The sequence below is a fragment of the Enterobacter sp. 120016 genome (assembly GCF_018383635.1).
Taxonomy (GTDB): Bacteria; Pseudomonadota; Gammaproteobacteria; order Enterobacterales; family Enterobacteriaceae; genus Enterobacter; species Enterobacter asburiae_D.
On sequence record NZ_JAHAWC010000016.1, the window covers coordinates 39,485 to 65,530 of the forward strand.

At 54.0% G+C, this 26,046-nt stretch carries 28 protein-coding genes; 9 read left to right on the forward strand and 19 right to left on the reverse strand.

Translation table 11 applies throughout. The features are described from left to right. Positions 1 to 52: 52 nt before the first annotated feature. Positions 53 to 916: a YicC/YloC family endoribonuclease gene (locus tag KIF87_RS18865; protein WP_063145645.1), complete on the reverse strand. Its 864-nt coding sequence runs from the start codon at positions 914 to 916 to the stop codon at positions 53 to 55. Positions 917 to 1,041: 125 nt separating this feature from the next. On the opposite strand from KIF87_RS18865, the gene rph reads away from it, so the two are divergent. Next, a complete protein-coding gene (gene rph, locus KIF87_RS18870) occupies positions 1,042 to 1,758 on the forward strand; it encodes a ribonuclease PH (RefSeq protein ID WP_121932595.1) in 717 nt (238 codons plus the stop codon). 67 nt (positions 1,759 to 1,825) lie between these two features. Continuing rightward, complete coding sequence (gene pyrE, locus KIF87_RS18875) at positions 1,826 to 2,467, forward strand: orotate phosphoribosyltransferase (RefSeq protein ID WP_120158955.1); 642 nt, start codon at positions 1,826 to 1,828, stop codon at positions 2,465 to 2,467. An 83-nt stretch (positions 2,468 to 2,550) separates the two neighbouring features. On the opposite strand, the gene slmA is transcribed toward pyrE, so the two are convergent. From slmA to coaBC, 3 genes are all read right to left on the reverse strand, one after another. After that, positions 2,551 to 3,147 carry a nucleoid occlusion factor SlmA gene (slmA, locus tag KIF87_RS18880; protein ID WP_024906630.1) on the reverse strand — a complete coding sequence of 199 codons (597 nt, stop codon included), beginning with the start codon at positions 3,145 to 3,147 and terminating at the stop codon, positions 2,551 to 2,553. Positions 3,148 to 3,267: 120 nt separating this feature from the next. Next, entirely contained in the window at positions 3,268 to 3,726 is a 459-nt protein-coding gene (gene dut, locus KIF87_RS18885) for a dUTP diphosphatase (RefSeq protein ID WP_213330101.1), read from the reverse strand. Next, complete coding sequence (gene coaBC / locus KIF87_RS18890; protein ID WP_029740800.1) at positions 3,704 to 4,915, reverse strand: bifunctional phosphopantothenoylcysteine decarboxylase/phosphopantothenate--cysteine ligase CoaBC; 1,212 nt, start codon at positions 4,913 to 4,915, stop codon at positions 3,704 to 3,706. The genes dut and coaBC overlap by 23 nt, the downstream gene beginning before the upstream one ends. A gap of 172 nt (positions 4,916 to 5,087) precedes the next feature. On the opposite strand from coaBC, the gene radC reads away from it, so the two are divergent. From radC to mutM, 4 genes are all read left to right on the forward strand, one after another. Further along, on the forward strand, positions 5,088 to 5,756 hold the full coding sequence (gene radC / locus KIF87_RS18895; protein WP_213330103.1) for a RadC family protein: 669 nt from the start codon (positions 5,088 to 5,090) through the stop codon (positions 5,754 to 5,756). 218 nt (positions 5,757 to 5,974) lie between these two features. Further along, entirely contained in the window at positions 5,975 to 6,211 is a 237-nt protein-coding gene (rpmB, locus tag KIF87_RS18900) for a 50S ribosomal protein L28 (RefSeq protein WP_002436699.1), read from the forward strand. 22 nt (positions 6,212 to 6,233) lie between these two features. Continuing rightward, positions 6,234 to 6,401 carry a 50S ribosomal protein L33 gene (gene rpmG / locus KIF87_RS18905; RefSeq protein ID WP_003024094.1) on the forward strand — a complete coding sequence of 56 codons (168 nt, stop codon included), beginning with the start codon at positions 6,234 to 6,236 and terminating at the stop codon, positions 6,399 to 6,401. 72 nt (positions 6,402 to 6,473) lie between these two features. Continuing rightward, positions 6,474 to 7,283 (forward strand): bifunctional DNA-formamidopyrimidine glycosylase/DNA-(apurinic or apyrimidinic site) lyase, encoded by an 810-nt coding sequence (mutM, locus tag KIF87_RS18910; RefSeq protein WP_023309890.1) that lies wholly within the window; start codon positions 6,474 to 6,476, stop codon positions 7,281 to 7,283. Positions 7,284 to 7,285: 2 nt separating this feature from the next. Here the strand turns inward: mutM and coaD are convergent, their stop codons facing one another. The 7 genes from coaD to rfaQ all read right to left on the reverse strand — a co-directional run bounded on the left by coaD (position 7,286) and on the right by rfaQ (position 14,178). Beyond that, positions 7,286 to 7,765, reverse strand: a complete 480-nt coding sequence (gene coaD / locus KIF87_RS18915; RefSeq protein WP_032661930.1) for a pantetheine-phosphate adenylyltransferase — start codon at positions 7,763 to 7,765, stop codon at positions 7,286 to 7,288. A gap of 3 nt (positions 7,766 to 7,768) precedes the next feature. Next, positions 7,769 to 8,539, reverse strand: coding sequence for a glycosyltransferase family 2 protein (locus KIF87_RS18920; RefSeq protein WP_032661926.1), 771 nt, complete (start codon positions 8,537 to 8,539; stop codon positions 7,769 to 7,771). Next, complete coding sequence (gene waaA, locus KIF87_RS18925; protein WP_159515243.1) at positions 8,539 to 9,813, reverse strand: lipid IV(A) 3-deoxy-D-manno-octulosonic acid transferase; 1,275 nt, start codon at positions 9,811 to 9,813, stop codon at positions 8,539 to 8,541. The genes KIF87_RS18920 and waaA overlap by 1 nt, the downstream gene beginning before the upstream one ends. 66 nt (positions 9,814 to 9,879) lie before the next feature. Further along, positions 9,880 to 10,869, reverse strand: coding sequence for a glycosyltransferase (locus KIF87_RS18930; protein WP_213330105.1), 990 nt, complete (start codon positions 10,867 to 10,869; stop codon positions 9,880 to 9,882). A gap of 11 nt (positions 10,870 to 10,880) precedes the next feature. After that, on the reverse strand, positions 10,881 to 11,981 hold the full coding sequence (locus KIF87_RS18935; protein WP_213330107.1) for a glycosyltransferase: 1,101 nt from the start codon (positions 11,979 to 11,981) through the stop codon (positions 10,881 to 10,883). Between the two features lie 2 nt (positions 11,982 to 11,983). Further along, positions 11,984 to 13,111, reverse strand: a complete 1,128-nt coding sequence (locus KIF87_RS18940; RefSeq protein WP_213330109.1) for a glycosyltransferase family 4 protein — start codon at positions 13,109 to 13,111, stop codon at positions 11,984 to 11,986. Further along, a complete protein-coding gene (gene rfaQ, locus KIF87_RS18945) occupies positions 13,108 to 14,178 on the reverse strand; it encodes a putative lipopolysaccharide heptosyltransferase III (protein WP_213330110.1) in 1,071 nt (356 codons plus the stop codon). Before rfaQ ends, KIF87_RS18940 begins: the two co-directional genes overlap by 4 nt. 150 nt (positions 14,179 to 14,328) lie before the next feature. Between rfaQ and KIF87_RS18950 the strand changes: the two genes are divergently transcribed. After that, positions 14,329 to 15,291 carry a polysaccharide deacetylase family protein gene (locus KIF87_RS18950; RefSeq protein WP_213330112.1) on the forward strand — a complete coding sequence of 321 codons (963 nt, stop codon included), beginning with the start codon at positions 14,329 to 14,331 and terminating at the stop codon, positions 15,289 to 15,291. A gap of 15 nt (positions 15,292 to 15,306) precedes the next feature. Here the strand turns inward: KIF87_RS18950 and KIF87_RS18955 are convergent, their stop codons facing one another. From KIF87_RS18955 to rfaD, 6 genes are read right to left on the reverse strand one after another with little or no spacing between them, the layout of a single operon-like run. Beyond that, positions 15,307 to 16,470, reverse strand: a complete 1,164-nt coding sequence (locus tag KIF87_RS18955; RefSeq protein WP_213330114.1) for an O-antigen ligase family protein — start codon at positions 16,468 to 16,470, stop codon at positions 15,307 to 15,309. Then, positions 16,457 to 17,314 (reverse strand): WaaZ-like lipopolysaccharide core biosynthesis protein, encoded by an 858-nt coding sequence (locus tag KIF87_RS18960; RefSeq protein ID WP_249665973.1) that lies wholly within the window; start codon positions 17,312 to 17,314, stop codon positions 16,457 to 16,459. The genes KIF87_RS18955 and KIF87_RS18960 overlap by 14 nt, the downstream gene beginning before the upstream one ends. Positions 17,315 to 17,363: 49 nt before the next feature. After that, complete coding sequence (locus KIF87_RS18965; protein WP_213330118.1) at positions 17,364 to 18,452, reverse strand: glycosyltransferase family 9 protein; 1,089 nt, start codon at positions 18,450 to 18,452, stop codon at positions 17,364 to 17,366. A 3-nt stretch (positions 18,453 to 18,455) separates the two neighbouring features. Beyond that, a complete protein-coding gene (gene rfaC, locus KIF87_RS18970; protein WP_213330120.1) occupies positions 18,456 to 19,439 on the reverse strand; it encodes a lipopolysaccharide heptosyltransferase RfaC in 984 nt (327 codons plus the stop codon). A gap of 3 nt (positions 19,440 to 19,442) precedes the next feature. Further along, positions 19,443 to 20,489 carry an ADP-heptose--LPS heptosyltransferase RfaF gene (rfaF, locus tag KIF87_RS18975; RefSeq protein ID WP_063438983.1) on the reverse strand — a complete coding sequence of 349 codons (1,047 nt, stop codon included), beginning with the start codon at positions 20,487 to 20,489 and terminating at the stop codon, positions 19,443 to 19,445. A gap of 2 nt (positions 20,490 to 20,491) precedes the next feature. Then, entirely contained in the window at positions 20,492 to 21,424 is a 933-nt protein-coding gene (rfaD, locus tag KIF87_RS18980; RefSeq protein ID WP_063145463.1) for an ADP-glyceromanno-heptose 6-epimerase, read from the reverse strand. A 215-nt stretch (positions 21,425 to 21,639) separates the two neighbouring features. On the opposite strand from rfaD, the gene kbl reads away from it, so the two are divergent. Together kbl and tdh are read left to right on the forward strand one after the other, a co-directional pair. Then, entirely contained in the window at positions 21,640 to 22,836 is a 1,197-nt protein-coding gene (gene kbl, locus KIF87_RS18985; protein ID WP_023309905.1) for a glycine C-acetyltransferase, read from the forward strand. A gap of 9 nt (positions 22,837 to 22,845) precedes the next feature. Next, positions 22,846 to 23,874, forward strand: coding sequence for an L-threonine 3-dehydrogenase (gene tdh, locus KIF87_RS18990; protein ID WP_032650737.1), 1,029 nt, complete (start codon positions 22,846 to 22,848; stop codon positions 23,872 to 23,874). Positions 23,875 to 23,901: 27 nt separating this feature from the next. Here the strand turns inward: tdh and KIF87_RS18995 are convergent, their stop codons facing one another. Both KIF87_RS18995 and KIF87_RS19000 read right to left on the reverse strand, forming a co-directional pair. Further along, on the reverse strand, positions 23,902 to 24,816 hold the full coding sequence (locus KIF87_RS18995; protein WP_213330121.1) for a hypothetical protein: 915 nt from the start codon (positions 24,814 to 24,816) through the stop codon (positions 23,902 to 23,904). A 15-nt stretch (positions 24,817 to 24,831) separates the two neighbouring features. Next, complete coding sequence (locus KIF87_RS19000; RefSeq protein ID WP_213330123.1) at positions 24,832 to 26,037, reverse strand: glycosyltransferase; 1,206 nt, start codon at positions 26,035 to 26,037, stop codon at positions 24,832 to 24,834. Positions 26,038 to 26,046 lie beyond the last annotated feature (9 nt).

The window sequence follows — 26,046 nt, forward strand, 5'->3', positions numbered from 1 at the left end:
AGATGGATTAGAAATAGTAATGGGTGGTGCAGTCGACACCACCCGAAAGGCATTATTCGATATTCTGAATCTGCTCGCGCATCTGCTCAATCAGCACTTTCAGCTCAATCGCTGAATTCGTCACTTCTGCATTGATCGACTTAGACGCCAGGGTGTTCGACTCGCGGTTGAACTCCTGCATCATAAAGTCCAGACGGCGACCCACAGCTTCTTTCTTCTTCAGAATGTTGTAGGTTTCTTTAACGTGCGCTTCCAGACGGTCCAGCTCTTCAGCGACATCAATACGCTGCGCCATCAGCACCAGCTCTTGTTCCAGACGGGTGTTTTCCAGCTGAACTTCCGCTTCTTCCAGTTTGGCGACAAGACGCTCGCGCTGCCATTGCAGCACTTCTGGCATATGGGTGCGGACTTTGGCAACTTCGGTGCTCACGCCTTCAAGGCGCTGCTCAATCATCGCTTTCAGCGCCTGACCTTCGGTTTCGCGGGCAACGATAAAGTCGTCCAGCGTGCCGTCGAGGGCTGCCAGGATTTCAGCGGCAATAGCATCCAGATCCTGCTCACCGGCGGCCATGACGCCAGGCCAGCGCAGAATATCAACCGGGTTGATTTCGCCTTCATCGCTCTGCATTTTGACCCAGTTCGCCGCATTCACGAGCTGTTTCGCCAGTTTTTCGTTGAGGATGAGTTCGCCCTGTGCGCTGGCATCAGGCTCAAAGCGCAGGTTACATTCCACTTTCCCGCGCGTCAGACGATTACGGATACGCTCACGTACGACAGGCTCAAGGCTGCGGAACTGCTCCGGCATACGGAAATACGTTTCCAGGTAACGCTGGTTTACCGAGCGCATTTCCCATGTAGCGCTGCCCCAGCTACCCTTGATTTCACGCCGGGCGTAGGCGGTCATACTGCGGATCATAGACATTCCCGTTTTTAAAGGAGAGATGGGGGGATTATAGCTTTCGGGGGCTTCTCAGGATAGGAATAAGCGTCCTTTATCCGTATAATGCGCAGCCACATTCGTTTCAAGCCGGAGAATCCATCATGCGTCCATCAGGCCGTAGCGCCAATCAGGTGCGTCCCGTCACCCTGACCCGTAACTATACAAAACACGCTGAAGGCTCCGTGCTGGTTGAGTTTGGTGACACTAAAGTGCTGTGCACCGCCTCCATCGAAGAAGGCGTTCCGCGCTTCCTGAAAGGTCAGGGCCAGGGCTGGATCACCGCAGAATACGGCATGCTGCCGCGTGCGACCCATACCCGTAATGCCCGTGAAGCGGCAAAGGGTAAGCAGGGCGGTCGTACCATGGAGATTCAGCGCCTGATCGCGCGTGCGCTGCGCGCCGCCGTTGACCTGAAAATCCTCGGCGAATTCACCATCACGCTGGACTGCGACGTGATTCAGGCTGACGGCGGTACGCGTACCGCATCCATTACCGGTGCCTGCGTAGCGCTGGCCGATGCCCTGAGCAAGCTGGTTGCTGCCGGTAAGCTGAAAACCAACCCAATGAAAGGCATGGTTGCGGCGGTTTCTGTCGGTATCGTTAACGGTGAAGCGCTTTGCGATCTGGAATACGTTGAAGATTCCGCAGCCGAAACCGACATGAACGTGGTGATGACCGAAGACGGTCGCATCATTGAGGTGCAGGGCACGGCGGAAGGCGAGCCGTTCACCCACGAAGAACTTCTCTCCCTGCTGGCGCTGGCCCGAGGGGGCATCGAATCCATTGTAACGACGCAGAAAGCGGCGTTAGAAAATTGATTTTAAAGGCGACCAATGAGTCGCCTTTTTTTTGCCTGTAAGACAGAAAAACCAAAGGAGCAAATCCATGAAATCGTATCAGCGCCAGTTTATTGAGTTTGCGCTTAACAAGCAGGTACTTAAGTTTGGCGAATTTACGCTGAAATCCGGGCGTAAGAGTCCCTATTTCTTCAACGCCGGGCTGTTTAATACCGGGCGCGATCTGGCATTGTTAGGCCGTTTCTATGCCGAAGCGCTGGTGGATTCCGGGATTGATTTTGACCTGCTGTTTGGCCCGGCCTATAAAGGCATTCCGATTGCGACCACCACCGCGGTGGCGCTGGCGGAACACCATGACCGCGACGTACCGTACTGCTTTAACCGCAAAGAGGCCAAAACCCACGGTGAAGGCGGGAATCTGGTCGGCAGCGCGCTGCAGGGCCGCGTCATGCTGGTCGACGATGTGATCACCGCGGGTACGGCGATCCGCGAATCGATGGAGATTATTCAGGCCAACGGTGCGACGCTTGCTGGGGTGCTGATTTCTCTGGATCGTCAGGAGCGTGGTCGCGGGGAAATTTCCGCTATTCAGGAAGTCGAGCGCGATTACGGCTGCAAAGTGACGTCGATTATCACCCTGAAAGACCTGATTGCGTATCTGGAAGAGAAGCCTGAGATGGCGGACCATCTGGCGGCGGTACGTGCGTACCGGGAAGAGTTCGGAGTGTAGTTAAATTGCCCGGTGGCGCGACGCTTACCGGGCCTGCGCATTTCGTAGGCCGGATAAGGCGAAGCCGCCATCCGGCAACGATGTTACTGCAACTGAGCGGCCACTAACGGCCAGCGGGCATCAAAATCGTCCGTTGGACAGTATTTGAACTCGCTGCGCACAAAGCGGGAGAGCATCCCTTCACAAAACGCCAGAATCTGGCTTGCCAGCAGCGTTTCATCAATGCTGTAACCTTCCCCTTCACGCATTTTCTTTTCGCGCAGTACCTGGCGCAGCTGCGCTTCAATACGTTCGAAAAGCTGGTTAATGCGGCCCTGCAGTCTGTCCTGCTCAAACATCAGCGCGTGGCCGGTGAGGATACGGGTTAAGCCCGGATTGCGTTCACCGAAGCCCAGGATTAACAGCACAATCAGACGCAGACGCGCGGTGGTGTCTTTTTCGTCTTTCAGAATCAGGTTGATGCGCGTGATCAGGCTGTCTTCAATAAACTCGATCAGGCTGTCGAACATCCGGGTCTTGCTCGGAAAATGACGGTACAGCGCCGCCTCAGACACGCCCACAGAGGCGGCCAGTTTAGCGGTGGTGATGCGTTGACTGCCATCGCTGGATTCAAGCATCAGAGCCAGAGATTGAAGTATTTCTTCGCGACGATTCCTTTTCGCGGTTTGTTTTTCTGCCATGTTACAAAATACCCCTGAAAATAAGCACTTGCCAGGCTGGCATCCACACAGCGACCGCAAACTGGCGTTTGCGGTTTGTTATTGCATTATAACGCTGTGAGATACGTGTCTTTCGGGCCGTTATTTGCGCCCGGAATGGCCGAAGCCGCCTTCGCCACGGTCGGTGGTGTCAAAGTCTGCCACCAGGTTAAATTCTGCCTGTACCACCGGTACAAAGACCATCTGTGCGATACGCTCGCCCGGTTCAATGGTGAAGCTGTCCTGACCACGGTTCCAGACGGAGACCATCAGCTGACCCTGGTAGTCGGAGTCGATCAGGCCGACCAGGTTACCCAGCACAACGCCGTGCTTATGGCCCAGGCCAGAACGCGGCAGGATCACCGCTGCCAGCGACGGGTCAGCAATGTGAATTGCCAGACCAGTTGGAACCAGGGTAGTGACACCCGGAGCCAGTTCTACGGCGTCATCGAGACAGGCGCGCAGGTCAAGACCGGCAGAGCCGGAGGTGGCATAGGTTGGCAGCGGGAATTGCTCGCCAACACGCGGGTCCAGAATCTTAACGTCGATTTTTTTCATCATAACGGGTAACGATCTCGTCGAGTAATTGTTGGCCCAGGAGTTCCTTGCGCTCAAGCGGTAAGACTTTATCTCCATCCTGCCAGAAAAGGTGCAGTGCGTTGCTGTCGCTGTTAAATCCTTGTGTGGCCAGCGATACGTCGTTCGCGCAAATCAAATCGAGGTTTTTGCGGGTACGTTTTTGCCGGGCATATTCTTCCACATTATTCGTTTCTGCGGCAAACCCAACAACGTATGGACGATGGCTTTTTAGTGCGGCGACACCGGCAACAATGTCCGGGTTTTTCACCATTTTTAGTGTTAATTCATCGCCTTGCTTTTTAATTTTAGCCTCAGCGATCGTCTCGGCACGATAGTCTGCGACGGCCGCACAGCCGATAAAAATCTGCTGGCTTTGCGCATGTGCCTGCACGGCGGCTTCCATCTCCAGCGCGGTGGTAACGTCAATTCGCTTCACAAACGCAGGGGTAGGCAGCGATACCGGGCCGCTCACCAGCGTGACGTGCGCGCCACGCCTTGCGGCGGCGGCGGCAATCGCAAAGCCCATTTTGCCGGAGCTGTGGTTGGTGATGTAGCGCACCGGATCCAGCGGCTCGCGCGTCGGGCCCGCGGTAATCATGATGTTGAGATGTTGCAGATCGTTGACAGGCGAAAAATGGGCTGCGGCCATATCAACAATCGTCAGCGGGTCAAGCATGCGACCCGGGCCAACATCGCCGCAGGCCTGGCTGCCGCTGTCCGGACCCCAGATAAGCAGGCCGCGTGAAGCCAGCGTCTCGAGATTGTGCTGGGTGGCCGCGTTACGGTACATCTGCTGGTTCATGGCAGGAACGACGGCAACAGGCGCAGGCGTGGCCAGACAAATGGTAGAGACCAGGTCGTTTGCCATACCGGCCGCCACCCGAGCGATTAAATCAGCCGTGGCGGGGGCGAGGATAACCAGGTCAGCCCATTTACCCAGCTCAATATGGCCCATCGCGGCTTCGGCGGCCGGATCGAGCAGGCTGTCAGATACCGGGTATCCTGAAACGGCCTGCAGGCTCAGGGGGGTGATAAAGGCTTTACCGCCTTCGGTTATCGCGACCCGCACATCTGCCCCGCGCTCGCGAAGACGACGCACCAGCTCCGGCGCTTTGTAGGCAGCAATGCCGCCGCTCACGCCAAGAACGATTTTTTTACCGGCCAGGCTCATCATGATTCTTTCCTGTTGGGTTTCACCAGAGAGCGGGCATTTTATCACAATCCCCAAAGCGGGGTGATTTTGTCCTTCGACCACTTTGCGAGGCGCTACGCAAGAACGCAATGTGGCCGTCGAGCGACGAGTTGGCCTGTGGCAGCATAAGGTTAAAAAAGGGAGAAAGAGCATGGAAGAAGAGGATGAGCTGCTGCTGCCACGCGAAAAACTGCTGCGCTATGGCGTCACCCTGTTAAAAGACGATGAACTGCTGGCGCTCTTTTTACGTACCGGCACGCCAGGAAAGACGGTATTTACGCTGGCAAAAGAGCTGATAGCACATTTCGGTTCGCTGTACGGTTTACTGACCGCCGATCTGTCGCAGTTTAAGCACGTTGAGGGGATCGGCGTGGCGAAATATGCCCAGTTGAGGGGCATTGCTGAACTTGCCCGCCGTTTTTACAATGTCCGCATGGAGAAGGAAGAGCCGATCCTGACGCCCGCGATGACGCGCGAATTCCTGCAAAGCCAGTTAACCGATATTGAACGCGAGATCTTTATGGTGATCTTTGTCGATAACAGAAATCGGGTGCTGAAACATAGCTGTCTCTTTGCGGGCACGTTGAGCCACGTTGAGGTGCATCCGCGAGAAATTGTGCGGGAAGCGATAAAAGTGAATGCAGCGGGCGTGATCCTCGCGCATAATCACCCCTCTGGCTGTGCAGAACCGAGCAGAGCGGACAAAGAAATCACCGAACGCATTATCAAATGCTGTCAATTCATGGACATTCGTGTGCTGGACCATCTGATAATTGGCCGCGGTGAGTACATTTCTTTCGCAGAACATGGCTGGATTTAGGCTATTTCTCGCGATCCATCGGGATCTTTGTCTGTTCGGGACTTGAGCACACCGCCGAGTCAGCGTATACTACGCCACCTTTGAGAATCTCGGGTTTGGCATTTGGGCCTGGCAATCGAGAGTTCACTTAGAACTATGCGATGACCGGGCTGTAAAGCCTGACGAGGCGCCGATACCCCATACGAAGCTCGAGCTAATTTGATTTTTGGAGAATAGACATGTCCCGAGTCTGCCAAGTTACTGGCAAGCGTCCGGTGACCGGTAACAACCGTTCCCACGCACTGAACGCGACTAAACGCCGTTTCCTGCCGAACCTGCACTCTCACCGTTTCTGGGTTGAGAGCGAGAAGCGTTTTGTCACCCTGCGCGTATCTGCTAAAGGTATGCGTGTAATCGATAAGAAAGGCATCGATACAGTTCTGTCCGAACTGCGTGCCCGTGGCGAAAAGTACTAAGTACTTAAAGAGGAAATAAATCATGGCTAAAGGTATTCGCGAGAAAATCAAGCTGGTTTCTTCTGCTGGTACAGGTCACTTCTACACCACCACGAAGAACAAACGTACTAAGCCGGAAAAACTGGAACTGAAAAAATTCGATCCAGTTGTACGCCAGCACGTACTGTACAAAGAAGCTAAAATCAAATAATTTTAGTCTCCTTGTATCGAAAAACCCCGCAACTGCGGGGTTTTTTGCATTCTGTATCTCAACGGAGGAACCATGCCTGAATTACCTGAGGTAGAAACCAGCCGTCGCGGCATTGAGCCCCATCTGGTCGGCGCAACGATTCTTCACGCGGTGGTCCGCAATGGACGTCTGCGCTGGCCGGTGTCCGATGAGATCCATGCCCTGAGCGATAAACCCGTCCTTAGCGTACAGCGTCGCGCGAAATACCTGCTGCTGGAGCTGCCCGACGGCTGGATTATTATCCATCTGGGGATGTCCGGGAGCCTGCGCATTCTTACCGAAGAACTGCCTGCGGAAAAGCACGACCACGTCGATCTGGTGATGAGCAACGGCAAAGTGCTCCGTTACACCGACCCACGGCGCTTTGGCGCGTGGCTGTGGACGAAGGAGCTGGAAGGACATAACGTGCTGGCACATCTGGGCCCGGAACCGCTTTCAGACGCGTTTAATGCGGAATACCTCAAGGCGAAGTGTGCGAAGAAGAAAAGCCCGATTAAGCCCTGGCTGATGGATAACAAGCTGGTGGTCGGCGTGGGGAATATCTATGCCAGCGAATCGCTGTTCGCGGCCGGGATCCATCCCGATCGGCTGGCCTCTTCGCTGTCTGCGCAGGAGTGTGAGCTGCTGGTCCGGGTCATTAAGGCGGTACTGCTGCGCTCTATTGAGCAGGGCGGGACAACGTTGAAGGACTTCCTGCAGAGTGACGGCAAGCCGGGCTATTTTGCCCAGGAGCTTCAGGTGTATGGCCGTAAAGGCGAACCGTGCAGAGTCTGCGGCACGCCCGTTATTGCCACGAAGCACGCCCAGCGCGCCACGTTCTACTGCCGTCAGTGCCAGAAATAGGGTTACTTTAGCTTTTCCATCAATGCCTGGTGGACGTTAGTCGGCAGGAAATGGGTGACATCGCCGTGATGACGCGCCACCTCTTTTACCAGCGTAGAAGAGATAAACGACCACTCTTTGGAGGGCATCAGGAACACGCTCTCCAGCTCCGGCATCAGGTGGCGGTTCATGTGCGCCAGCTGCATCTCATACTCGAAGTCTGCGACCGCGCGTAAACCACGGATCAGAATGTTTGCCTGCTGAGCGCGGGCGAAGTTAGCCATCAGGTCGCTAAACCCGACCACCTCAACGTTCGGCAGGTGCGAAATGGCATCGGTGGCGAGCTTTACGCGCTCGTTGAGGTCAAACATCGGCTTTTTGCTGGGGCTGGCGGCAATGGCCAGGATCACCTTGTCGAACATGCACGCCGCACGGGTGATGATATCAAGATGACCGTTGGTGATCGGATCGAAGGTACCCGGATAAATCGCTTTTGTGCTCATGGCTCACGTTTTCTCTGAGTAGCCGCGGCAGAGCGCCCACAGCTCGGTGTATTTGTTGAAAGTATACTGGGCATTTACTACCGCGAGTAACCAGCCCTGTTTGCCGTCCAGTACGCCACCACGCAGCAGCAGCGTTTTCAGGAACGCGCCCAGCGTGTGGGTGAAGATACCCGTCAGCGAGGCTTTCTTGCCGCGCTGGTGACGCTCCTGCGCCCATGCGGTGGCATAGTTGAGCTGTTTACGCTGGAAGCTGGCGAAATCCCGACAGGTCAGGTGCAACAGGTCGCCCGTCAGGGGGATCACCTGGGCGCTATCGCAGCTCAGGGATTCATGGACCAGATTGTCGTTGTACTGATACCGCTCGCGCTCGTAGAGGCGCATCACGCGATCGGGATACCAGCCGCTGTGGCGCATAAAACGGCCAAGGAAGTAGTTGCGGCGGGCAATGCTGTATACGGCGCCAGGCTGGGGCGAGGAAAGCACCGCCTGAATGGCCTGCTGAAGTTCTGGCGTAATGCGCTCGTCAGTATCGAGCATCAGGACATAATCACCTGTGGCATACCCCTGCGCGCGCTGGCGCTGGATGCCATAGCCCTGCCAGTCAGCGTCGACAAAGACTTTTGCGCCCGCTGCCCGGGCAACGTCCACCGTGTTGTCCGTACTTCCGGAGTCAAGAATGACTATCTCGTCAGCCCAGGCAACCGACGCCAGGCAATCCGGAAGCAGGTCGGCGGCGTTTTTGGCGATCATCACGACCGACAGACGCGTTGACATTAGTGGCTCCGCTGGGGCAGATAAGGTTGCAGAAGCTGCAGCAGACGGGTCAGTGCGCCCTGGTTCTGGTGCAGCACTTCGACGGCATGACGCCCGTACCACAGGCGATAATCTTCGTCAGTCAGAAGGGTCGAGACCTCTTTGACCACCGAATCTGCATCGGTCACGGTAATTAAACCATCGGCCTGCTGTAATTTCGCGCAGATATCTTTGAAGTTAAACGTGTGCGGCCCCATCAGCACCGGAATGGCGTGGGCTGCCGGCTCCAGCGGGTTATGACCGCCGCGCTCGACCAGGCTGCCACCGACAAACGCGAGGTCAGCAATGCCGTACAGCAGCATCAGTTCGCCCATCGTATCGCCAATCACCACCTGGGTGCTGCCTGAAGGGATTTCACCGCTGCTGCGAAGGGTGTAGCTGAAGCCACCTTTTTGCACCATGTCGCGGGCATCTTTAAAACGCTCCGGATGACGAGGCACGAGGATCAGCAGTAAATCAGGGAATTTTTCCAGCAGCTTGCGGTGAGCCTGCAGGATGATCTCTTCTTCGCCATCATGAGTACTGGTTGCAATCCAGACCTGACGGCGTGGTGCCCACTGGCGACGCAGTGTGATCGCACGGGCGGCGAGCTCAGGGGTAACGGAAATATCAAATTTCAGGCTGCCCGTTACCGCAAGCTGGTTGCGTTTCAGGCCCAGCGCGATAAAGCGCGCCGCGTCCTCTTCGTTCTGCGCGGCAATCAGCGTGATCCTGCTGAGCAGGCGGCGCATAAATTTACCCAGCTTGCCGTAACCTTTCGCCGAGCGCTCTGACAGGCGCGCGTTGGCAATCACCAGCGGAATTTTACGGGCATGCAGGGCGGAAATCATGTTCGGCCACAGTTCGGTTTCCATCACGATCACCAGCTTCGGGCGCACGGTGTTGAGGAAACGATTCATGGCGCAGGGCAGATCGTAAGGAAGATAGACGTGCTGCACGTCTTTACCGAAAGCGGATAACGCGCGCTCGGAGCCGGTCGGCGTCATCGTCGTGACGGTGATCGGCAGCGATGGGTAACGGTGACGCAGGGCGCGAACCAGCGGGATCGCCGCCAGCGTTTCACCGACAGAAACGGAATGCAGCAAAATACCGTCCGGTACGACTTTATTGCGGCAGAAGCCATAGCGTTCAGCCCAGCGTTTACGATACGCAGGCGCTTTCCGGCTACGAAGCAACAGTCTCAGCCACACCAGTGGCTGAATGATGTAGAGCAGAGCGGTATACAACAATTCCAAGCGATTATCCGTTTTTTTAGTTTCGGCGGGCAAATTCTAAGCATTTAGGCCAGGTAAAGCTATCTCTTATGCCAGATACCGTTTCAAACGGAAATAACGTCGACCCAGCCGCCAGCGCAGACGCGGACTTTTTGCACTTTTCCAGATGAGTTTCCAGATGCCTGTGTCGAAGAACTCTTTAATAATCATTGATTTCTTCTTCTCATCCTTCATGTTGTCGAAGGTGTGAATAATTCCCAGCCCCTCTTTGGCAATTTGCCAGTGGCAGGCAGGGATCCCTTTCACTTTATCCGGGTAACGCTGATTGATGGCATCGAGCTGCTGCAGGATTTTCATGTAGTGGCGCGCCGAGCGAATCAGCGTGTCGTCATTGTCCGGCATATGGGACACCGATGCGGAGTGAATGTAGTAGTCGTAATAACGCTCACTGGTGTACTGCACCCGCTCTGCCGCGAGCAGGACTTCGGTGGTCCACGGGATATCCTGATGGCGCAGACCGGGTTCGAAATGGAAATTGTGTTTACGGATAAAGTCGTGGCGATAGATGTTCAACCAGGTGACGTGAAGGAACTTACGCGAATCCAGCGCCATTTTTAACCACGCCGGGCCAGCCATGACCCCTGTCGAAGCCAGTTTGTCTTCTGGGAAGATCGGGCGTGAGGGCTTCTTGTTGTTCTCCCAGACGTAGTTCCCGTTACAGGTGGCGACATCCAGATCCTGCGTGACGGCCATCTCCAGCAGGCGCTGGTACATGCCGGGTTTAAAGACATCATCAATATCCGGGAAAGAGAGATATTGACCCGTCGCAACGGCCAGACCGGTGTTACGCGCGATGGATACGCCCTGGTTTTGCTGTTCTATGACCTGCAGCTGCGGCAGTTTTTCTCGCCAGTTTTCGACGATCTCCATCGAGCGGTCAGTAGAGCCGTCATTGACAATAATGACTTCCATGCTGTCGATGCGTTGATTCACAAGGCAGGTAAAGAACTGATCCAGGAAAGCTTCACCGTTATAAACGGCAACCACCACGCTCAACAATGGGGCTGAATTTTGCATAAGAAACCTGATTATTTTTGATTGTCGACCAGAGCAATATATTGCTGGCAAATGGCGCTGATACCGAACGATGCGATGGTTGCATCGCCAACGACCGGCGGGGCGGTATAAATATCCGCCAGCGTTTTTGCCAGTGACGCGTCATTTAACTCTGCCAGCCCGCGCGCTAAGGCTCCGGTAAGGATTTCGGCGGGGCCACCGGGGCAATTTGTACTGACCGGTGGCGTCTGGCAGATAATGGCTTCAACCAGCACATTACCAAAACCTTCGCAGTCAGAACTTAACACTAAAAGGCGTGCCCCTTTAATCCACGGATAGGGATTGGAATCAAACGGGCGGAAAACCGTTTTGTTTTCAATACCCAGCTCGGCAGCAAGCTGCTTGAGCTTTTGAATTTGCGCTTCGGATCCATTGCCCATCATGACCAGCGTTGTGTCAATTTTACTCAGGGCGAACGCACGTAAGAGACGGTCGTGACGTTTGTGCTCATGGAAGCGGCCAACATGAATAATATAATCCTTTCCCTGCATCTCGAAGGGAGCATCCGCCAGACGCTGAATTTCAGGAATATCGAAAGGATTGTGGATAACCGCTTTGCGTCGAAGATTGAGTGCCAGCGTCTCGGAAAGATCTTTCAACACGGCGCCTGAGACGGCGACAACGTTTCGGTTTTCGTAGGTATGACGAATTTTAAGGTGTTTAAACCAGCGTGAAAGTCCGCTGCGATGGCGAAGATAGGAGAACGAGAACATGCCGTGCACGCAGAACCAGACTTTGTCACGTTCCAGCGCGCGGCAGTGCGCCACAATGCGGTCGGTTTTGTGCAAATGAGAGAAAACCACATCAAATTTGCCGCTGCGCTCAGCCCGTTCAATCTCCTGATCCAGCAATTGGGCGCGGCGTGGGATCTCCGTCAGCTTTCGCCACGGTTTTTTACATGTGTCCTGAACAACCTGATAATCGATGCCTTCCGGGATGGCGTAGTCGCACACTTTCCGCAGAGAGAATAGAGAGACCTGATGCCCCATTTCTATTAGCCCGCGGGAGAGTGTAAGAACCGTTTTTTCAGCTCCTCCACCGGGTAAACCATCAATAATCATTAGGATGCGCATTTTTAATCCAGTAATTTTTGATAAAGCGTAATAAGCTGACTTGACAGTTTTTCGGGAGTGGCGTCTTTTACACGTTCACGTGCCGCTCGTCCCATGTTGTTATTTTTTTCCAGAGAAGGGATGGCTGCTACCGCTTCCTTCAATGTACTGATATCAAGTGCGTCACAAAAAAATCCGTTCTGGCCTTGTTGAATAAATTCTGCACCACCGCAACTCTCTGAAGTAATGACGGGTAAGCCGCAGGCCATCGCTTCAAGAATGACGTTAGGAAAGGGATCATACAGCGTTGGCAACAGTAAACCATCGGATAGCTGATAAAAAGGCAGAGTTTCTTTTTGCACCCCCAGGAAACGGATTTGCCCCTCGCAGCCTAACGAACGGGCGAGGTCGCGATAACGACTTTCTGCTTTATCTTGTCCAACCACAATCAGCCACGCTGATGTTCCCGCGATAGCGCGTATGGCGCTGGCCAATCCTTTTCGTTCAAACCCTGAGCCGACAAAACAGAACACAACGGCATCGGCTGGCAAACCAAATTGTTGGCGCAAAATCGCACGCTGTGACTCCTGGGCCGGAATGAAGCGGCTGGAATCAATAGAATTATAAATCACATGAATTTTATTTGCGTCAATATCAAAGTCTTCAACGATTTCGCGTTTGATCATCTCCGCATTACAAATTACGGCTTTTAACTCAGGCGCCTGGTACATTTCCCGTTCCGCACGCATCACGTAGCGGTGATAGCGGTCATACATCAGCATTTGCGCACGCCAGGCAGGTAAAATGCGCGCGCGCTGCAGCAGCCAGCGGCGATGCACCCCATCACCCGCGCGATAGATATCACAACCCGGGATGCGCTCATGGCTTTGAACAATATCAAACTGCTGTTGCTGCCATAGCGCGCGGGCGGCCTGTGCAAATCCGCGTTCACGACTGATACGACCCCATTTTTGAGGGTTGCAAATGTGAATATGCCAGTCGTCTTGCTTCTCTCCCTGCCACTCACGCGTAATGACGTTGAGTTCAAGGTTCTGATTGCTCAGCGCGGTGAGGGCGCGCGAAACGAAGCGTTCCGCTCCGCCATCAGGGCGATACTTTTGGCGAACAATGGCCAGGCGATGGGGTTTCATGACAGATATCTCCTTGCGGCGGAGACGACAGCATCAACGGGAATGGCGTCGAGATAGCGTTCTTTCGTCCTGGTATCAATGGCATCCGGATCGGGGAGCGGGCCGTAATCGCCGGCCCAGATCACTTCCCCTTTAACCTGCCACGGCGACCAGAACGTCAGTTTTGATGGACCAAACAATGCCACGCAGGGCGTTTGCAGCGCGGCGGCCATATGCATCGGCACGGAGTCGACACCAATAAACAGCGAGGCGTGATCGATAAGCGACGCCAGTTGACGCAGCGTCAACTGGCCCGCGAGCGAAACGACACCGGTCTTCGGTGCGGCAGCGAGAATGCGATCGATCATCGCCAGCTCTTTTTTATCCGGGCCCGCGGTGAGTACAACCGTATGACCATCCTGCTGCAGTGCAGTAATGGTTTGCGCCATTTTGTCTTCGCTCCAGCATTTAAAGAACCAGCGGGACGTCGGCTGGATCACGATATAGCGCTCGCCCACACCCGCCTGCGTCAATCTTTGACGGGCATAATCCCAGTCTTCTGCGGCGTAGGCCATGGTGACGGCAGGCTGCGGCGCAACCGGTAATGGCGTCAAAATGGAGAGATTCTGCTGGACCGTATGCAGGGATTTGTGGCCGTCGACAGAGACCAGATCGGTATGACAAAAACGCCAGAATGCACTTTTGCGTTTGTTAAACGCGAAGCCGAGGCGAACGGGTGCACCTGTAAAACGGGTGACGATAGCGCTACGCCATTGATCGGCCAGGTTAATGACCAGATGATAATGCTGATTTCTTAACGCACACAGCAGCTGCCACTCTTTTTGAAGATGCTTCAGCGTGCCCAGCTGCTTCCATTTACGATCGATTCCATAAATTGTACCGATCGCCGGATGCGCGGCGAGCATATCGCGCGTTTCTTCATACAGCAGGACATCAATCTGCGCCTGCGGCCATTTTTGACGTAACGAATCAATGACGGGAGTGGTCAGCAACATGTCGCCATGATGGCGGAGTTTGATAAGTAAAATGCGCAAATCAGGCGTGTCAGGTAAGTTATTCATCATCATCTTATCGGCGTTGTACTGATGGCAATTCTAATAGACCTGATAGCGACTTGCACTCTTTCTCCATAATCTCAGGAATTTCCCTGGAAGGGTTTACTCATGCTTTGGAGAGTGCGTAACATAGCGCTAACTTTCCTGTCTTGCGGACTCATTATGAACAAACCAGCGTTTATCATCACGATTGATACTGAGGGCGATAATCTCTGGCAAAATCACCGCGTCATTAAAACGGAAAACGCGCGCTATCTGGCGCGGTTCCAGACGCTTTGTGAGCGTTTCGGTTTTAAGCCCGTGTGGCTGACCAATTACGAGATGGCGATCGAACCCGTTTTCATTGAATTCGCCAGGGACGCGATCGCCCGCGGTCAGGGGGAGGTGGGAATGCACCTTCACGCATGGAATAGCCCACCGGAACACGATCTCACGGGAGACGACTGGCGCTGGCAGCCTTATTTGATTGAATTTTCGGATGAGGTGATGCGCGAGAAAGTGCTGTTCATGACCCGCCTGCTGGAAGAGACATTCCAGACCAAAATGTTAAGCCACCGTGCCGGACGTTGGGCATTTGACAGTCGCTACGCAAAATTGCTCGTTGAACTGGGTTACCAGGTTGATTGCTCCGTGACGCCGCGGGTGAACTGGCGCAATGCGAAAGGTGCGCCGCAGGGTAATGGCGGAACGAATTACCAGCATTTCCCCGACCACGCCTATTTTATGGATTTAGATAATATTTCCCGGGCGGGCAATAGCCCATTACTCGAAGTGCCAATGAGCATTCAGTATAAACACCCGGCCTGGTTGAACACGATCAAACAGGGTTACGACAGGCTTCGCGGAAAATACCGCTCACCCTCGGTCAACTGGCTAAGACCGTCCCGGGGGAATGCGGCGCAGATGATTCAGGTCGCACAGCAATGCCTGTCTCAGGGAAGTGAGTACGTGGAGTTTATGCTTCATTCGTCGGAATTTATGCCTGGTGGAAGCCCCACGTTCAAAGATGAGGCGGCGATCGAAGGGCTGTATCAGGATTTAGAAACGCTCTTTAGCTGGTTATCCGATAAGACGGTGGGGATGACGCTGGCGGAGTTTTATTCCCATAAAAAAAGCGCCGGGTAATCGGCGCTGTAAGATTTATTTTTGCAGCAGCGTTTTAACGGGGGTACTGAAAATAATGGCGAAAGGCAGCCAGAATAGTACCCAATATTCCCGTGGGTTACTGATAATAAACATACCCTGGGTGATATAGAACATCAGCGCGAAGACAAGGACAGCGATCTCGGCCTTATGGTCGGCCGCGAGGTGGCGAAGAGACTGTCTGGCGGCGTATAAAATCATACCGGCGAGTAGCAGAAGCCCCACGATCCCCCCCTTAAGGAAGGTAGCTAAATAGAGGCTGTGCGTTGTGGAAATGGTCTGGCCATAGCCGTTAATGAACTGAAGCTCCTTGTTGAAGCCCCATCCGAAAATCGCTTTCTGTTTTGCCACTTCAACAGCGTGTTGCCAGATGCCAAAACGCACGGTACCTGCACGAGAAGACTCTTCTGCTCGATTGATAAATATATCGATCGAGCCGCTAAAATAGAAAGCGAGACCGATTAATAGCAATATAGCTACCGAACCCAGCAGCAGCTTAACATTCCACTTTGGTTTACAAAGAAACGCCACTGTCGCGGCCACCACGAGTGAAAGAAATGGCCCGCGGCTTTGAGTCAAAACTAAGCAGGCCAGCAGCAACGGGACGGGAAGATAAAACCAGATGTTACGAGTTTCACGAACCAGTATCGCGCTTAATAGAATTCCTAACGCCATGTATCCACCGAGATCAATTACATTGTCAGGTGCATAAGGAAAGGCACTCGAAAGTCTGTTATTGAAAATGTTCGCTTTATCAACATAAATCAGGGTGAGTATGGCGAGTGCGACAATACCTGCATAAGCTGCGCCAATGACGAATTTTTTCTTTCCCTGCAGTTCACACTGACGGTAAAGACATATGAAAATAAATAAATAAAATGAATGTGTTAAGGCAGAGCTTACCTGAGACGACTCCGCCCAAAGATTCGAAAGTGAAAAATATATTAAAAAGGCGCCGGTAATGCCCAGAGCGGGAAGAAAGGTACGGTCGTTGATAAAACGTACTCTGAATTCATTGCTGATAATTGTGGCAATGATAAATAGCCCGAGTGCAAGATGAAATAAGGTGTTTACGCGAGAAATTCCGCAAAAAATCATGCTTAAAAATACAAAAAGCGTAAAAGGATAGAACGGAATGCGTTGGTAATTAATTGAAAACATCAGTAAAATCCTTTCTGGGGAAAACAAAGTCAGGTATAGCGCTTTGAGGTGATAGATTAATAACAGTGATGTTATCTTTTTTCAAAACAGTACTTGCCAGTGTGAACGCGGGGATCACAATATTATGTACTTTGTCTCCAAGGAATGAAGGCAACATGGTGTTACCGTTTTCATAAAATCGCGGTTGGTTGAAATTATTCATATCCAGACCAGCGATGTAAATCTTATTGAATCTCAAAAAATAAATTACCTGTAGTGCCCAATACATTACGGTACCAGCATCTACCACACCGCGCCTCGCATCACGGCTAAAGGCAATGTTGGGGTGTGTATCGGAAAAGACGATCTCTGGCCTACCCGCTAATGCCTGGTGCAAATTAGCCATTTTAATAGAGGGTTTATAGGTCTCATAACAAATATCTTCGATGATGCATATTTCGCACTGGATATTTTCATATGAAAAACGGTTTATGAGCTTAACGATTCCCATTACGGTCGTAAACAAAATGACATGTTTACAGCCAATAACCTGCTTTAAAAGGGCAGTCTGACGGTCGATGAATGTCATATCGACCACAAAATAGAGGCTAAAATGCAGCTTATTATTAAGATGCCATGCGCCGTTCACACCTGCAGTCACTATCGTGGATGACAGGTTATCAAAATTAATCTTTTTGATTGAAGGGCCGGTCGCAGCTATAAGAACCTCTCCCTCAAACCGATCCTGAAGCGAGGTAAGCGTAGTGAGGTTGATGTTCTGGCCTTTATATTTTAAATCACAAATCTCCCCGGTTTCATTGCGAGATAATTTAATAAAGGGCCACAAATTTTCATTGTGGCGCATATTTCGCTTATGCGTGTATCGGTAGATTTGTTTGGTTAGAGAGCCCATTTTACGCCTCTGGTAATGCTTTTTTATTTATGGTCGTTAATAAACTCACTATGTTATCCATATCAACGTCGTCTATAGCAAAAAGTTTTTCTTTCGGCTGGCTGAAGTAATAACGTGTTTCAAAAACGTAGGAGTTAATGTTTTCATCATTACCAATCAACAGAACGTTACCAAGAGGGCGTTGTTCATAATGGCAGCAAGGTCCAAATAACATAACTACCGGCACCCCCACTGCATCGGCAATGTAGATATTCCCCGAGTCTGACGCGATATAGCAATCCATTTTAGAAATGGCCCACGGCAGCTCTTCAAGCGAGATTTTGCCAATCAGATTAATAAAGTTTGGCAGTTCACCATAGGCGCGGGTGATATCATCCATCCACGATTGTTCATTCGGGGCGCCAAACACATAAAATTCGCAGGGCAGGTCGGCGAGACGATCGGCAATTTGCTTCCAGATGACCGGCGGAACGGTTTTCGCTTTATTCCCGGCGGCTACGCTGATGCCAATGCGGATAACGCCCGGTTTATCAAGGATTGCCGGATAGGTTGCGGGTTTAAACAGTGGCTTTGTGGCGTGCTTGGGAGAGTCTTGCCAGCTCAGAGCGCGATCGGCCAGTTTCAGATAGTTCGTGACCGACAGCGTCTTTCTACCGTGTTCAACAGTCCCGTCTGCCGTTGCATAGAAAATACCGTGATACCACCTGCGCGTGTAAGTGCTTAAAAACTGTTTGTTTTTAGCATTACACACGGAGGCAAAAAAGAGGTTCACGCTGTTAGGTTGCAGGAGATAGACATTGTCATAGCGGTTCATGATCCGGCAGGCAAAGACCAGCTTTCGCCACAGGTTACGCTTATGCTGCTCGATAAAAAAAATCTCGTCGATCGTCTCATCATGCTTCGCCAATGCACCCACGCTACGACTGACGAGCACGTCGCTTTTTTGCAGGTATGCCAGGAGAGGCGTGGCATTCACAAAATCGCCGATTTTTGCTGTCTGAATGACCAGGTTTTTACCCGTCTCTTTGCGGAACAGCTTCCGGATGAGTTTCACCGGAAAGAGTAAAATCAGCAGAAATACGTAACTCATGCGTTAGATATCCCTGTTGGAAAGCCAACGGCTGCCCTGTAAAAATGAAAAAATAGCATCTGCGCTGATATCCTTCGTTTGCTGGGTCGGGCTGACCATCTGATGCTGGTTTTTACCGTAACCCCCGATCAATCCAGGATCGGTCGGACCAAAAATCGTAATATTCGGACGATCCAGCGCCGCGGTTAAATGGCTTAAGCCAGTATCAACGGAAACAACAGCATTCGCCCCCGCCAGCTGCGCTGCGACCTGCGCCAGCGTGAGTTTCGGCAATACCTCGACGTGCGAAAAGCCTGCTGCCAGACGCTCTGCGCGCTGCCGCTCATGTTCGGCGCCCCACGGGAGTTTAATATGGATGCCGGTGGGTTGCATCAGTTCGATCAGGCTTCGCCAGTGCGTTTCCGGCCAGTGTTTATCGTCGCGCGTTGTGGCATGCAGGAAGACAAGATAAGGCTGAGCACAGGGATCTGTATTGCGCAAAAAGTGCTGCGCGATGGCGTAGTCGCCCTGGGTTTCCGGTTTCGCATAGCCCAGGCTCTTTGCAAACAGCTCGCGGGTACGTTCGACGGCGTGCTGCTGCTTTGCGATGTGGTGGCGGCGGTTATAGAACAGGCTCGCCAGCGGTTCGCGGGCGGTGTGCCAGTCCATGCCGTGCTTTACGCCGTGTGCCAGACGCGTGACCAGCGCGGCGCTTTTCACCAGCCCCTGGGCGTCGATAATCGCGTCGTAACGCTGTGCCTGCACCGCCTCACGGAAGGCTTTGCGTTCGGCTTTAATCGGCGCGGAGAACCACGCTTTGCGCCAGCGGCGAATCGCCACCGGGATCGCGCGGTCAACCGCTTCATGCCAGGTGGGGATCTGCGCGAAGCCTTCCTCCACCACCCAGTCAAAACGAATGCCGGGAATGGCCCGCATGGCGTCCGTCAGCGACGGCAGCGTATGCAGAACATCGCCCATCGAAGAAGTTTTAACGATCAGTACCCGCATTCGTTATCCTTCTTCGCTCAACAGCAGTTCGTTAAGCTCTTCGAGAACGCGCTCTGGCGTAATGTCGATCAGGCTCTGATGGTAGCCTTCTGCGGCATCGCCTTTACGCACTTTGTGGTAGCCGGTGATCAGGCGGATGACGCGCGCTTTATGTGAAAGCGGGGGCGTGAAGTCCGGGCTACTTGGGCCATACAGCGCCACCAGCGGGCGGTTGAGCGCGGCAGCGACGTGCATCAGGCCAGAGTCGTTGCTGACTACGGCCTTGCAGGCGGCAATCAGAATAACCGCCTGCTCAAGCTGCGTTTCGCCTGCCAGGTTGCGGCACCAGGCCTGCTGTTCATTACTGAGCGTCGCGAGAATTTCGTTGCCAGCCTCGTGGTCTTTTGCCGAACCGAACAGGACAATTTGGTAGCCTTCGTCAATCAGCTGTTTCGCCAGCTCCGCATAGTGGTAGTGCGGCCAGCGTTTTGCCGGGCCGAACTCGGCGCCAGGGCAGAAGCCAATCATCGGGCGTTCAGACGAAAGACCAAACGCGCTGCAGGTTTGGGATTTCTCCCCGTCGTTAACCTGAAGCTGTGGCCAGAGCAGCGGCTGCGGCAGGTCTTTCGCACTGCGCATCACGCCTTTGTCATAGGCCAGCGCCACATAGCGCTCCACCATCAGCGGCCAGGCCTCTTTATCCAGCACCCGCGCATCGTTCAGCAGGCCGTAGCGCATTTCACCGCGCCAGCCGGTGCGATGTGGGATGCCCGCAAAAAAGGGCACCAGGGCGGATTTAAAGGAGTTTGGCAGGACATAGGCGCGATCGTAGCGCTTCTCGCGCAGGCTATGACCGAGCTTGCGGCGTTCGCCGATTTCCAGCGCCCCGTGGCCGAGCGGCATCGGGATGGCTTCATTCACTTCCGGCATACGCGACAACAGCGGACGGCACCACGCGGGTGCCATCACGTCGATTATCGCCTGGGGATAACGCGCCTTGAGCGTGCGATAGAGACTTTGCGACATCATCATGTCGCCCACCCATGACGGGCCGATCACCAGAATCTTCATACTTACGCGTCGCGGTTCAGCCAGGCCATATATTCCGTTACGCCTTCGGCAACGGTCTTGAACGGCTTGTCGTAGCCTGCGGCGCGCAGGTTGGTCAGATCGGCCTGCGTGAACGCCTGATAACGGCCTTTCAGTTTTTCCGGGAACGGTATGTACTCAAGGCTGCCTTTCTTGTGGTACGCCAGCGCTGCATCGGCCACCGCCTGGAAGGATTCCGCACGGCCCGTACCCAGGTTGAAGATGCCGGATACGCCGTTTTCCCAGAACCACAGGTTCACTGCGGCAACGTCGCCCACGTAAACGAAGTCGCGCTTGAAGCCGTCGCTGCCTTCGAACAGTTTCGGGCTTTCGCCGTTATTCAGCTGGGTGTTCAGGTGAAACGCTACGCTTGCCATGCTGCCTTTGTGGCCTTCACGCGGTCCGTAGACGTTGAAGTAGCGAAAGCCGACAATCTGCGAATTCGCTTCTGGCAGAACCTGACGCACGTACTCGTCGAACAGGAATTTAGAATAGCCGTAGACGTTCAGCGGCTGCTCATATTCGCGGGACTCGATAAAGTCCGAGGTGCGGCCGCCGTAGGTTGCCGCGGAGGAGGCGTACAGGAACGGAATTTCACGCTCCAGGCAGTAGTGGAGGATCTCTTTTGAGTACTGATAGTTGTTGTCCATCATGTACTTACCGTCCCACTCGGTGGTGGAAGAACACGCACCTTCGTGGAAGATAGCTTCGATCTCGCCAAACTCTTCGCCTGCCATAATCTGGATAAGGAAGTCTTCTTTATCCATGTAGTCAGCGATGTTCAGATCCACCAGGTTGACGAACTTGGTGCCGTCTTTCAGGTTGTCAACCACCAGGATGTCGGTGATGCCTTTGTCATTGAGAGCCTTAACAATATTGCTGCCGATAAAGCCCGCGCCGCCGGTAACGATGATCATAACTGTAACCTTTGAAGTGTGAAGCCCGGGGACAATCCCGGACGCTAATGTCTCTATCATATCATTAGTATGGCTGCCCTTCAGCCATTCACCTTCACAGCGCAGGGGTACGCGTGATTTATGCTGCAAAAACGACAAGAGATGACGTGTCATCTCGTCATGAACTATAGGTTTGGGTAATATGTCCCGAAATTTGCCGAGTCTGGAGAATTGCAATGCGTGGTGATTTTTACAAACAGTTAAACAGCGACCTCGACACCGCACGTGCGGAAGGGTTGTTCAAGGAAGAGCGTATTATCACGTCTGCCCAGCAGGCGGACATCACCGTTGCCGACGGCAGCCATGTGATCAACTTTTGTGCGAACAACTACTTGGGTCTTGCGAATCACCCTGAGCTGATTGCCGCTGCAAAAAACGGCATGGACACCCACGGTTTCGGCATGGCCTCCGTACGCTTTATCTGCGGTACGCAGGACAGCCACAAGCAGCTTGAGCAAAAGCTGGCGAGCTTCCTCGGAATGGAAGACGCGATTCTGTACTCCTCCTGCTTCGATGCCAACGGCGGTCTGTTTGAGACCCTGCTTGGCGCAGAAGATGCGATTATCTCCGACGCCCTGAACCACGCCTCCATCATCGACGGCGTACGCCTGTGCAAAGCGAAGCGTTTCCGCTACGCCAACAACGACATGGTTGAGCTGGAAGCGCGCCTGAAAGAGGCCCGTGAAGCGGGTGCTCGCCACGTGCTGATCGCCACCGACGGCGTGTTCTCCATGGACGGCGTGATCGCCAACCTGAAGGGCGTGTGCGACCTGGCGGACAAATACGATGCGCTGGTGATGGTCGATGACTCTCACGCGGTCGGCTTTGTCGGCGAAAACGGCCGTGGCTCGCACGAATACTGCGACGTGATGGGCCGCGTGGACATCATCACCGGTACGCTGGGCAAAGCGCTCGGCGGCGCGTCCGGCGGCTATACCGCCGCGCGTAAAGAGGTGGTTGAGTGGCTGCGCCAGCGCTCTCGCCCGTATCTGTTCTCCAACTCCCTGGCGCCAGCCATTGTTGCCGCCTCCATCAAGGTACTGGAGATGGTGGAGTCCGGCGCTGAGCTGCGCGACCGTCTGTGGTCCAACGCCCGTCTGTTCCGTGAAAAAATGAGCGCCGCAGGGTTCACCCTGGCCGGTGCTGACCACGCGATCATTCCGGTCATGCTGGGCGATGCGGTCGTTGCGCAGAAGTTTGCCCGCGAGCTGCAGAAAGAAGGGATTTACGTCACCGGGTTCTTCTTCCCGGTGGTGCCAAAAGGTCAGGCGCGTATCCGCACCCAGATGTCTGCGGCGCATACGCCTGAACAAATTGAGCGTGCGGTGGAAGCCTTTACCCGCATCGGCAAACAGCTGGGCGTAATTGCCTGAGGACGTGTGATGAAAGCGTTATCCAAACTGAAAGCGGAAGAAGGGATTTGGATGACCGACGTGCCGGAGCCGGAAGTCGGTCATAACGATCTGCTGATCAAAATTCGTAAAACGGCTATCTGCGGTACTGACGTTCACATCTACAACTGGGACCAGTGGTCGCAGAAAACCATTCCGGTACCGATGGTTGTCGGTCACGAATATGTCGGCGAAGTGGTGGGTATCGGCCAGGAAGTAAAAGGCTTCAAAATTGGCGACCGCGTCTCCGGTGAAGGCCATATTACCTGCGGTCACTGCCGTAACTGCCGCGGCGGACGTACGCACCTGTGCCGTAATACCATTGGCGTGGGCGTAAACCGTCCGGGCTGCTTCGCGGAATACCTGGTGATCCCGGCGTTTAACGCGTTCAAAATCCCGGACAATATCTCTGACGATCTGGCCTCCATCTTCGACCCGTTCGGCAACGCGGTGCATACGGCGCTCTCCTTCGACCTGGTTGGTGAAGACGTGCTGGTCTCCGGCGCGGGCCCAATCGGCATTATGGCGGCAGCCGTAGCGAAGCACGTGGGTGCGCGCAACGTTGTGATCACCGACGTGAACGAATACCGTTTGTCGCTGGCGCGCAAAATGGGCGTCACCCGTGCGGTAGATGTCTCGAAAGAGAGCCTGACCGACGTGATGGAAGAGCTGGGCATGACCGAAGGCTTTGACGTGGGTCTGGAGATGTCCGGCGCGCCGCCGGCGTTCCGCACCATGCTCGACACCATGAACCACGGTGGCCGTATCGCGATGCTGGGTATTCCGCCGTCAGATATGTCTATCGACTGGAACAAAGTCATCTTCAAGGGGCTGTTCATCAAGGGCATTTATGGCCGCGAGATGTTCGAGACCTGGTACAAGATGGCGGCGCTGATCCAGTCCGGTCTGGATCTGTCCCCGATTATTACTCACCGCTTCTCCATCGATGAGTTCCAGCAGGGCTTCGACGCGATGCGTTCCGGCCAGTCAGGGAAAGTGATCCTGAGCTGGGATAAGTAATCAAAAAGGGGCCTGTGGCCCCTTTTTTCATTGATTCTTTTTCTCTTCGTCCGTCAGGTAACGCACCTTGCGGGTGTAGTCCTGACCTTTGAACAGCAGCGTGTTATCCGGCGATTCAAGATACTTCTGCCATTCGGAGAGAGGGAAACCGCCGTGTGCGCCAATCACCTCTTTCGGTACAACGGCTTCCTGACCGCCGATCTTCTTCGAGACCGGCCAGTTCATCCAGTCGCCCAGGTTAACCGTTTTTAGATCCAGCATGTCCAGCAGCGCGGCGAGCGGCAGCTGATCGGTCGGCGGCTGCGTGTCGTCCATCAGCTCCCAGGTATCCTGGAACAGCGTCAGCCACAGCGGGCAGATACGGCGCCAGGTCTTTTTAGTGGCCGCAAGAAACGCGCCGTTAACGTGATCGACCAGATACGGGCGTACCGTCTCTTTGTAATACGCCGGCACTTTCTCCGCTGGCGCACCGTCCAGCTTGGCAATCATTTTGCCCTGACGGAAGCTGGAGTAGATGTGCATATCGGCCATGCCGATCTCGGGCATTTTCAACAGGTTGAGATCGGAGTCGATCATCAGTATCCCTTCACCGCGCGCCTGCAGTGGGGCGTTAAGCTTCACCAGACGGCTGAGGTAGATCTGCTTATAGCGGTAACCTTCCTCACGAACGGGAAGGTTAAGCGTCACTACGCGGGTTTTCGGCGGCAGTACCCCAAAGGCGGATTCAGGCTGATCGCTGACGATGACGATTTCGTTCACCCCGGTGGCATAACGTTCCGCGAAGGTGGCAGAGAGTAATGCTTCTTCGACGAAATCTGCGCCGGTACACGGAATCACAATAGAATCCACCGCAGCAAGCGCGCCCGTCACGGGCAGAGAGCTGTAAGGAATATTGTGTCGCCCGGTGATATGACGATAGCGAGCATTAAGAAATTTAAACATAGTTATCTCGTTTGGTTAGTGCGCGCCAAGCACGGCTTCGACACCGCTGACATAGTTTTCGATGGCATAGGTATGACAGACGTTCTGGTATGCAGCCGCAGCCAGCCGAGCCCGCAGATCCGCATCTGCCCAGATATTGTCCAGATGCTGTGCAAGCTGTGAAACATCGCTCCAGGGGAAGAGCAGCCCTGTCGAATCATGATCAATCAACTCCGCCGTGCCGGTCACCTGAGAGCCAATCACGGGGATATTGAGAAGCATCGCTTCCAGCACCACGCGCGGCAGCCCTTCGCTTTTTGAGGCGAGAATAAAGGCGTCAAACGTTGCGAGGTAATCAAACGGGGTATTCTGAAAGCCGGTGAAAATGACGTGGTGTTCAATTCCCAGCGCTCGGGCCTGTTCCGCTAAAGCGCGGCGTTCGCCACCTTCGCCGACCAGCACCATTTTCCATTTCGCCTGGGGATGCTTCTGGCTGAACTGCGCCAGCGCCTCCAGCGTGTGGTGGTTGGCTTTGCGAGGGATTAACGACCCAATACTGCCGAACACAAACGTGTCGTCATCGATGTTCAGGCGCTGGCGCATCGCGCGTCGGTCAGGTAAAGGCTGGTGGATGTCGATGGCATTATTGACCGTCGTACACAGTTCGGGCCGGACGCCATGCTGAAGCAACACGCGTTCAACGCCGTGCGAGACGGCGATGATTTTTGTGGCATGGGCATTAACCAGCTTCACCAGCGGTGGGGTCAAAACGGGTTCAATACGGCAGTGCTGAATCAACCGCGCCTGCAGCTTTGCCGCCGCGAGATAGCCTTCCTCATTTGAGCCCGGTTGGTTATTCATATAGAGCGTATCGAAACCGCCCTGCGTGAAAAGGGTTTCGATTTTGCTGACGTTAGGCCTGATGCGCCACATGATATCCACATGACGTGTTAATGCCTTGCGGGCGCTGCGAGAGAAAAACAGCAGGCTACGTCCCGCTTCCTTCAGCAATTTGGCCCAGAGCGGCTGCGGACGTTGAGGGATCACGATGAGCGGGATGCCGATGCCGTTGAGCACCTGGCCAATTGTCTCACCTTCAGCACGACTATAATCACTGTAAAAACAACAGGTAATATCGAATTTATCGCGATTGATTCGCTTCAGGAGCTCAAGCATACTGTTGGTGCCTCCCCCCCATTCTTTACCCGTATCCAGGAGGAGAATTTTACTTTTGTGCGGCATGTCTGAATC

Coding starts and splice junctions, on each gene's coding strand:
- KIF87_RS18865 (WP_063145645.1), bottom strand. CDS start 916: ATGATCCGCAGTATGACCGCCTACGCCCGGCGTGAAATCAAGGGTAGC.
- rph (WP_121932595.1), top strand. CDS start 1,042: ATGCGTCCATCAGGCCGTAGCGCCAATCAGGTGCGTCCCGTCACCCTG.
- pyrE (WP_120158955.1), top strand. CDS start 1,826: ATGAAATCGTATCAGCGCCAGTTTATTGAGTTTGCGCTTAACAAGCAG.
- slmA (WP_024906630.1), bottom strand. CDS start 3,147: ATGGCAGAAAAACAAACCGCGAAAAGGAATCGTCGCGAAGAAATACTT.
- dut (WP_213330101.1), bottom strand. CDS start 3,726: ATGATGAAAAAAATCGACGTTAAGATTCTGGACCCGCGTGTTGGCGAG.
- coaBC (WP_029740800.1), bottom strand. CDS start 4,915: ATGAGCCTGGCCGGTAAAAAAATCGTTCTTGGCGTGAGCGGCGGCATT.
- radC (WP_213330103.1), top strand. CDS start 5,088: ATGGAAGAAGAGGATGAGCTGCTGCTGCCACGCGAAAAACTGCTGCGC.
- rpmB (WP_002436699.1), top strand. CDS start 5,975: ATGTCCCGAGTCTGCCAAGTTACTGGCAAGCGTCCGGTGACCGGTAAC.
- rpmG (WP_003024094.1), top strand. CDS start 6,234: ATGGCTAAAGGTATTCGCGAGAAAATCAAGCTGGTTTCTTCTGCTGGT.
- mutM (WP_023309890.1), top strand. CDS start 6,474: ATGCCTGAATTACCTGAGGTAGAAACCAGCCGTCGCGGCATTGAGCCC.
- coaD (WP_032661930.1), bottom strand. CDS start 7,765: ATGAGCACAAAAGCGATTTATCCGGGTACCTTCGATCCGATCACCAAC.
- KIF87_RS18920 (WP_032661926.1), bottom strand. CDS start 8,539: ATGTCAACGCGTCTGTCGGTCGTGATGATCGCCAAAAACGCCGCCGAC.
- KIF87_RS18930 (WP_213330105.1), bottom strand. CDS start 10,869: ATGCAAAATTCAGCCCCATTGTTGAGCGTGGTGGTTGCCGTTTATAAC.
- KIF87_RS18935 (WP_213330107.1), bottom strand. CDS start 11,981: ATGCGCATCCTAATGATTATTGATGGTTTACCCGGTGGAGGAGCTGAA.
- KIF87_RS18940 (WP_213330109.1), bottom strand. CDS start 13,111: ATGAAACCCCATCGCCTGGCCATTGTTCGCCAAAAGTATCGCCCTGAT.
- rfaQ (WP_213330110.1), bottom strand. CDS start 14,178: ATGATGATGAATAACTTACCTGACACGCCTGATTTGCGCATTTTACTT.
- KIF87_RS18950 (WP_213330112.1), top strand. CDS start 14,329: ATGAACAAACCAGCGTTTATCATCACGATTGATACTGAGGGCGATAAT.
- KIF87_RS18955 (WP_213330114.1), bottom strand. CDS start 16,470: ATGTTTTCAATTAATTACCAACGCATTCCGTTCTATCCTTTTACGCTT.
- KIF87_RS18960 (WP_249665973.1), bottom strand. CDS start 17,314: ATGCGCCACAATGAAAATTTGTGGCCCTTTATTAAATTATCTCGCAAT.
- KIF87_RS18965 (WP_213330118.1), bottom strand. CDS start 18,452: ATGAGTTACGTATTTCTGCTGATTTTACTCTTTCCGGTGAAACTCATC.
- rfaC (WP_213330120.1), bottom strand. CDS start 19,439: ATGCGGGTACTGATCGTTAAAACTTCTTCGATGGGCGATGTTCTGCAT.
- rfaF (WP_063438983.1), bottom strand. CDS start 20,489: ATGAAGATTCTGGTGATCGGCCCGTCATGGGTGGGCGACATGATGATG.
- rfaD (WP_063145463.1), bottom strand. CDS start 21,424: ATGATCATCGTTACCGGCGGCGCGGGCTTTATCGGCAGCAATATTGTT.
- kbl (WP_023309905.1), top strand. CDS start 21,640: ATGCGTGGTGATTTTTACAAACAGTTAAACAGCGACCTCGACACCGCA.
- tdh (WP_032650737.1), top strand. CDS start 22,846: ATGAAAGCGTTATCCAAACTGAAAGCGGAAGAAGGGATTTGGATGACC.
- KIF87_RS18995 (WP_213330121.1), bottom strand. CDS start 24,816: ATGTTTAAATTTCTTAATGCTCGCTATCGTCATATCACCGGGCGACAC.
- KIF87_RS19000 (WP_213330123.1), bottom strand. CDS start 26,037: ATGCCGCACAAAAGTAAAATTCTCCTCCTGGATACGGGTAAAGAATGG.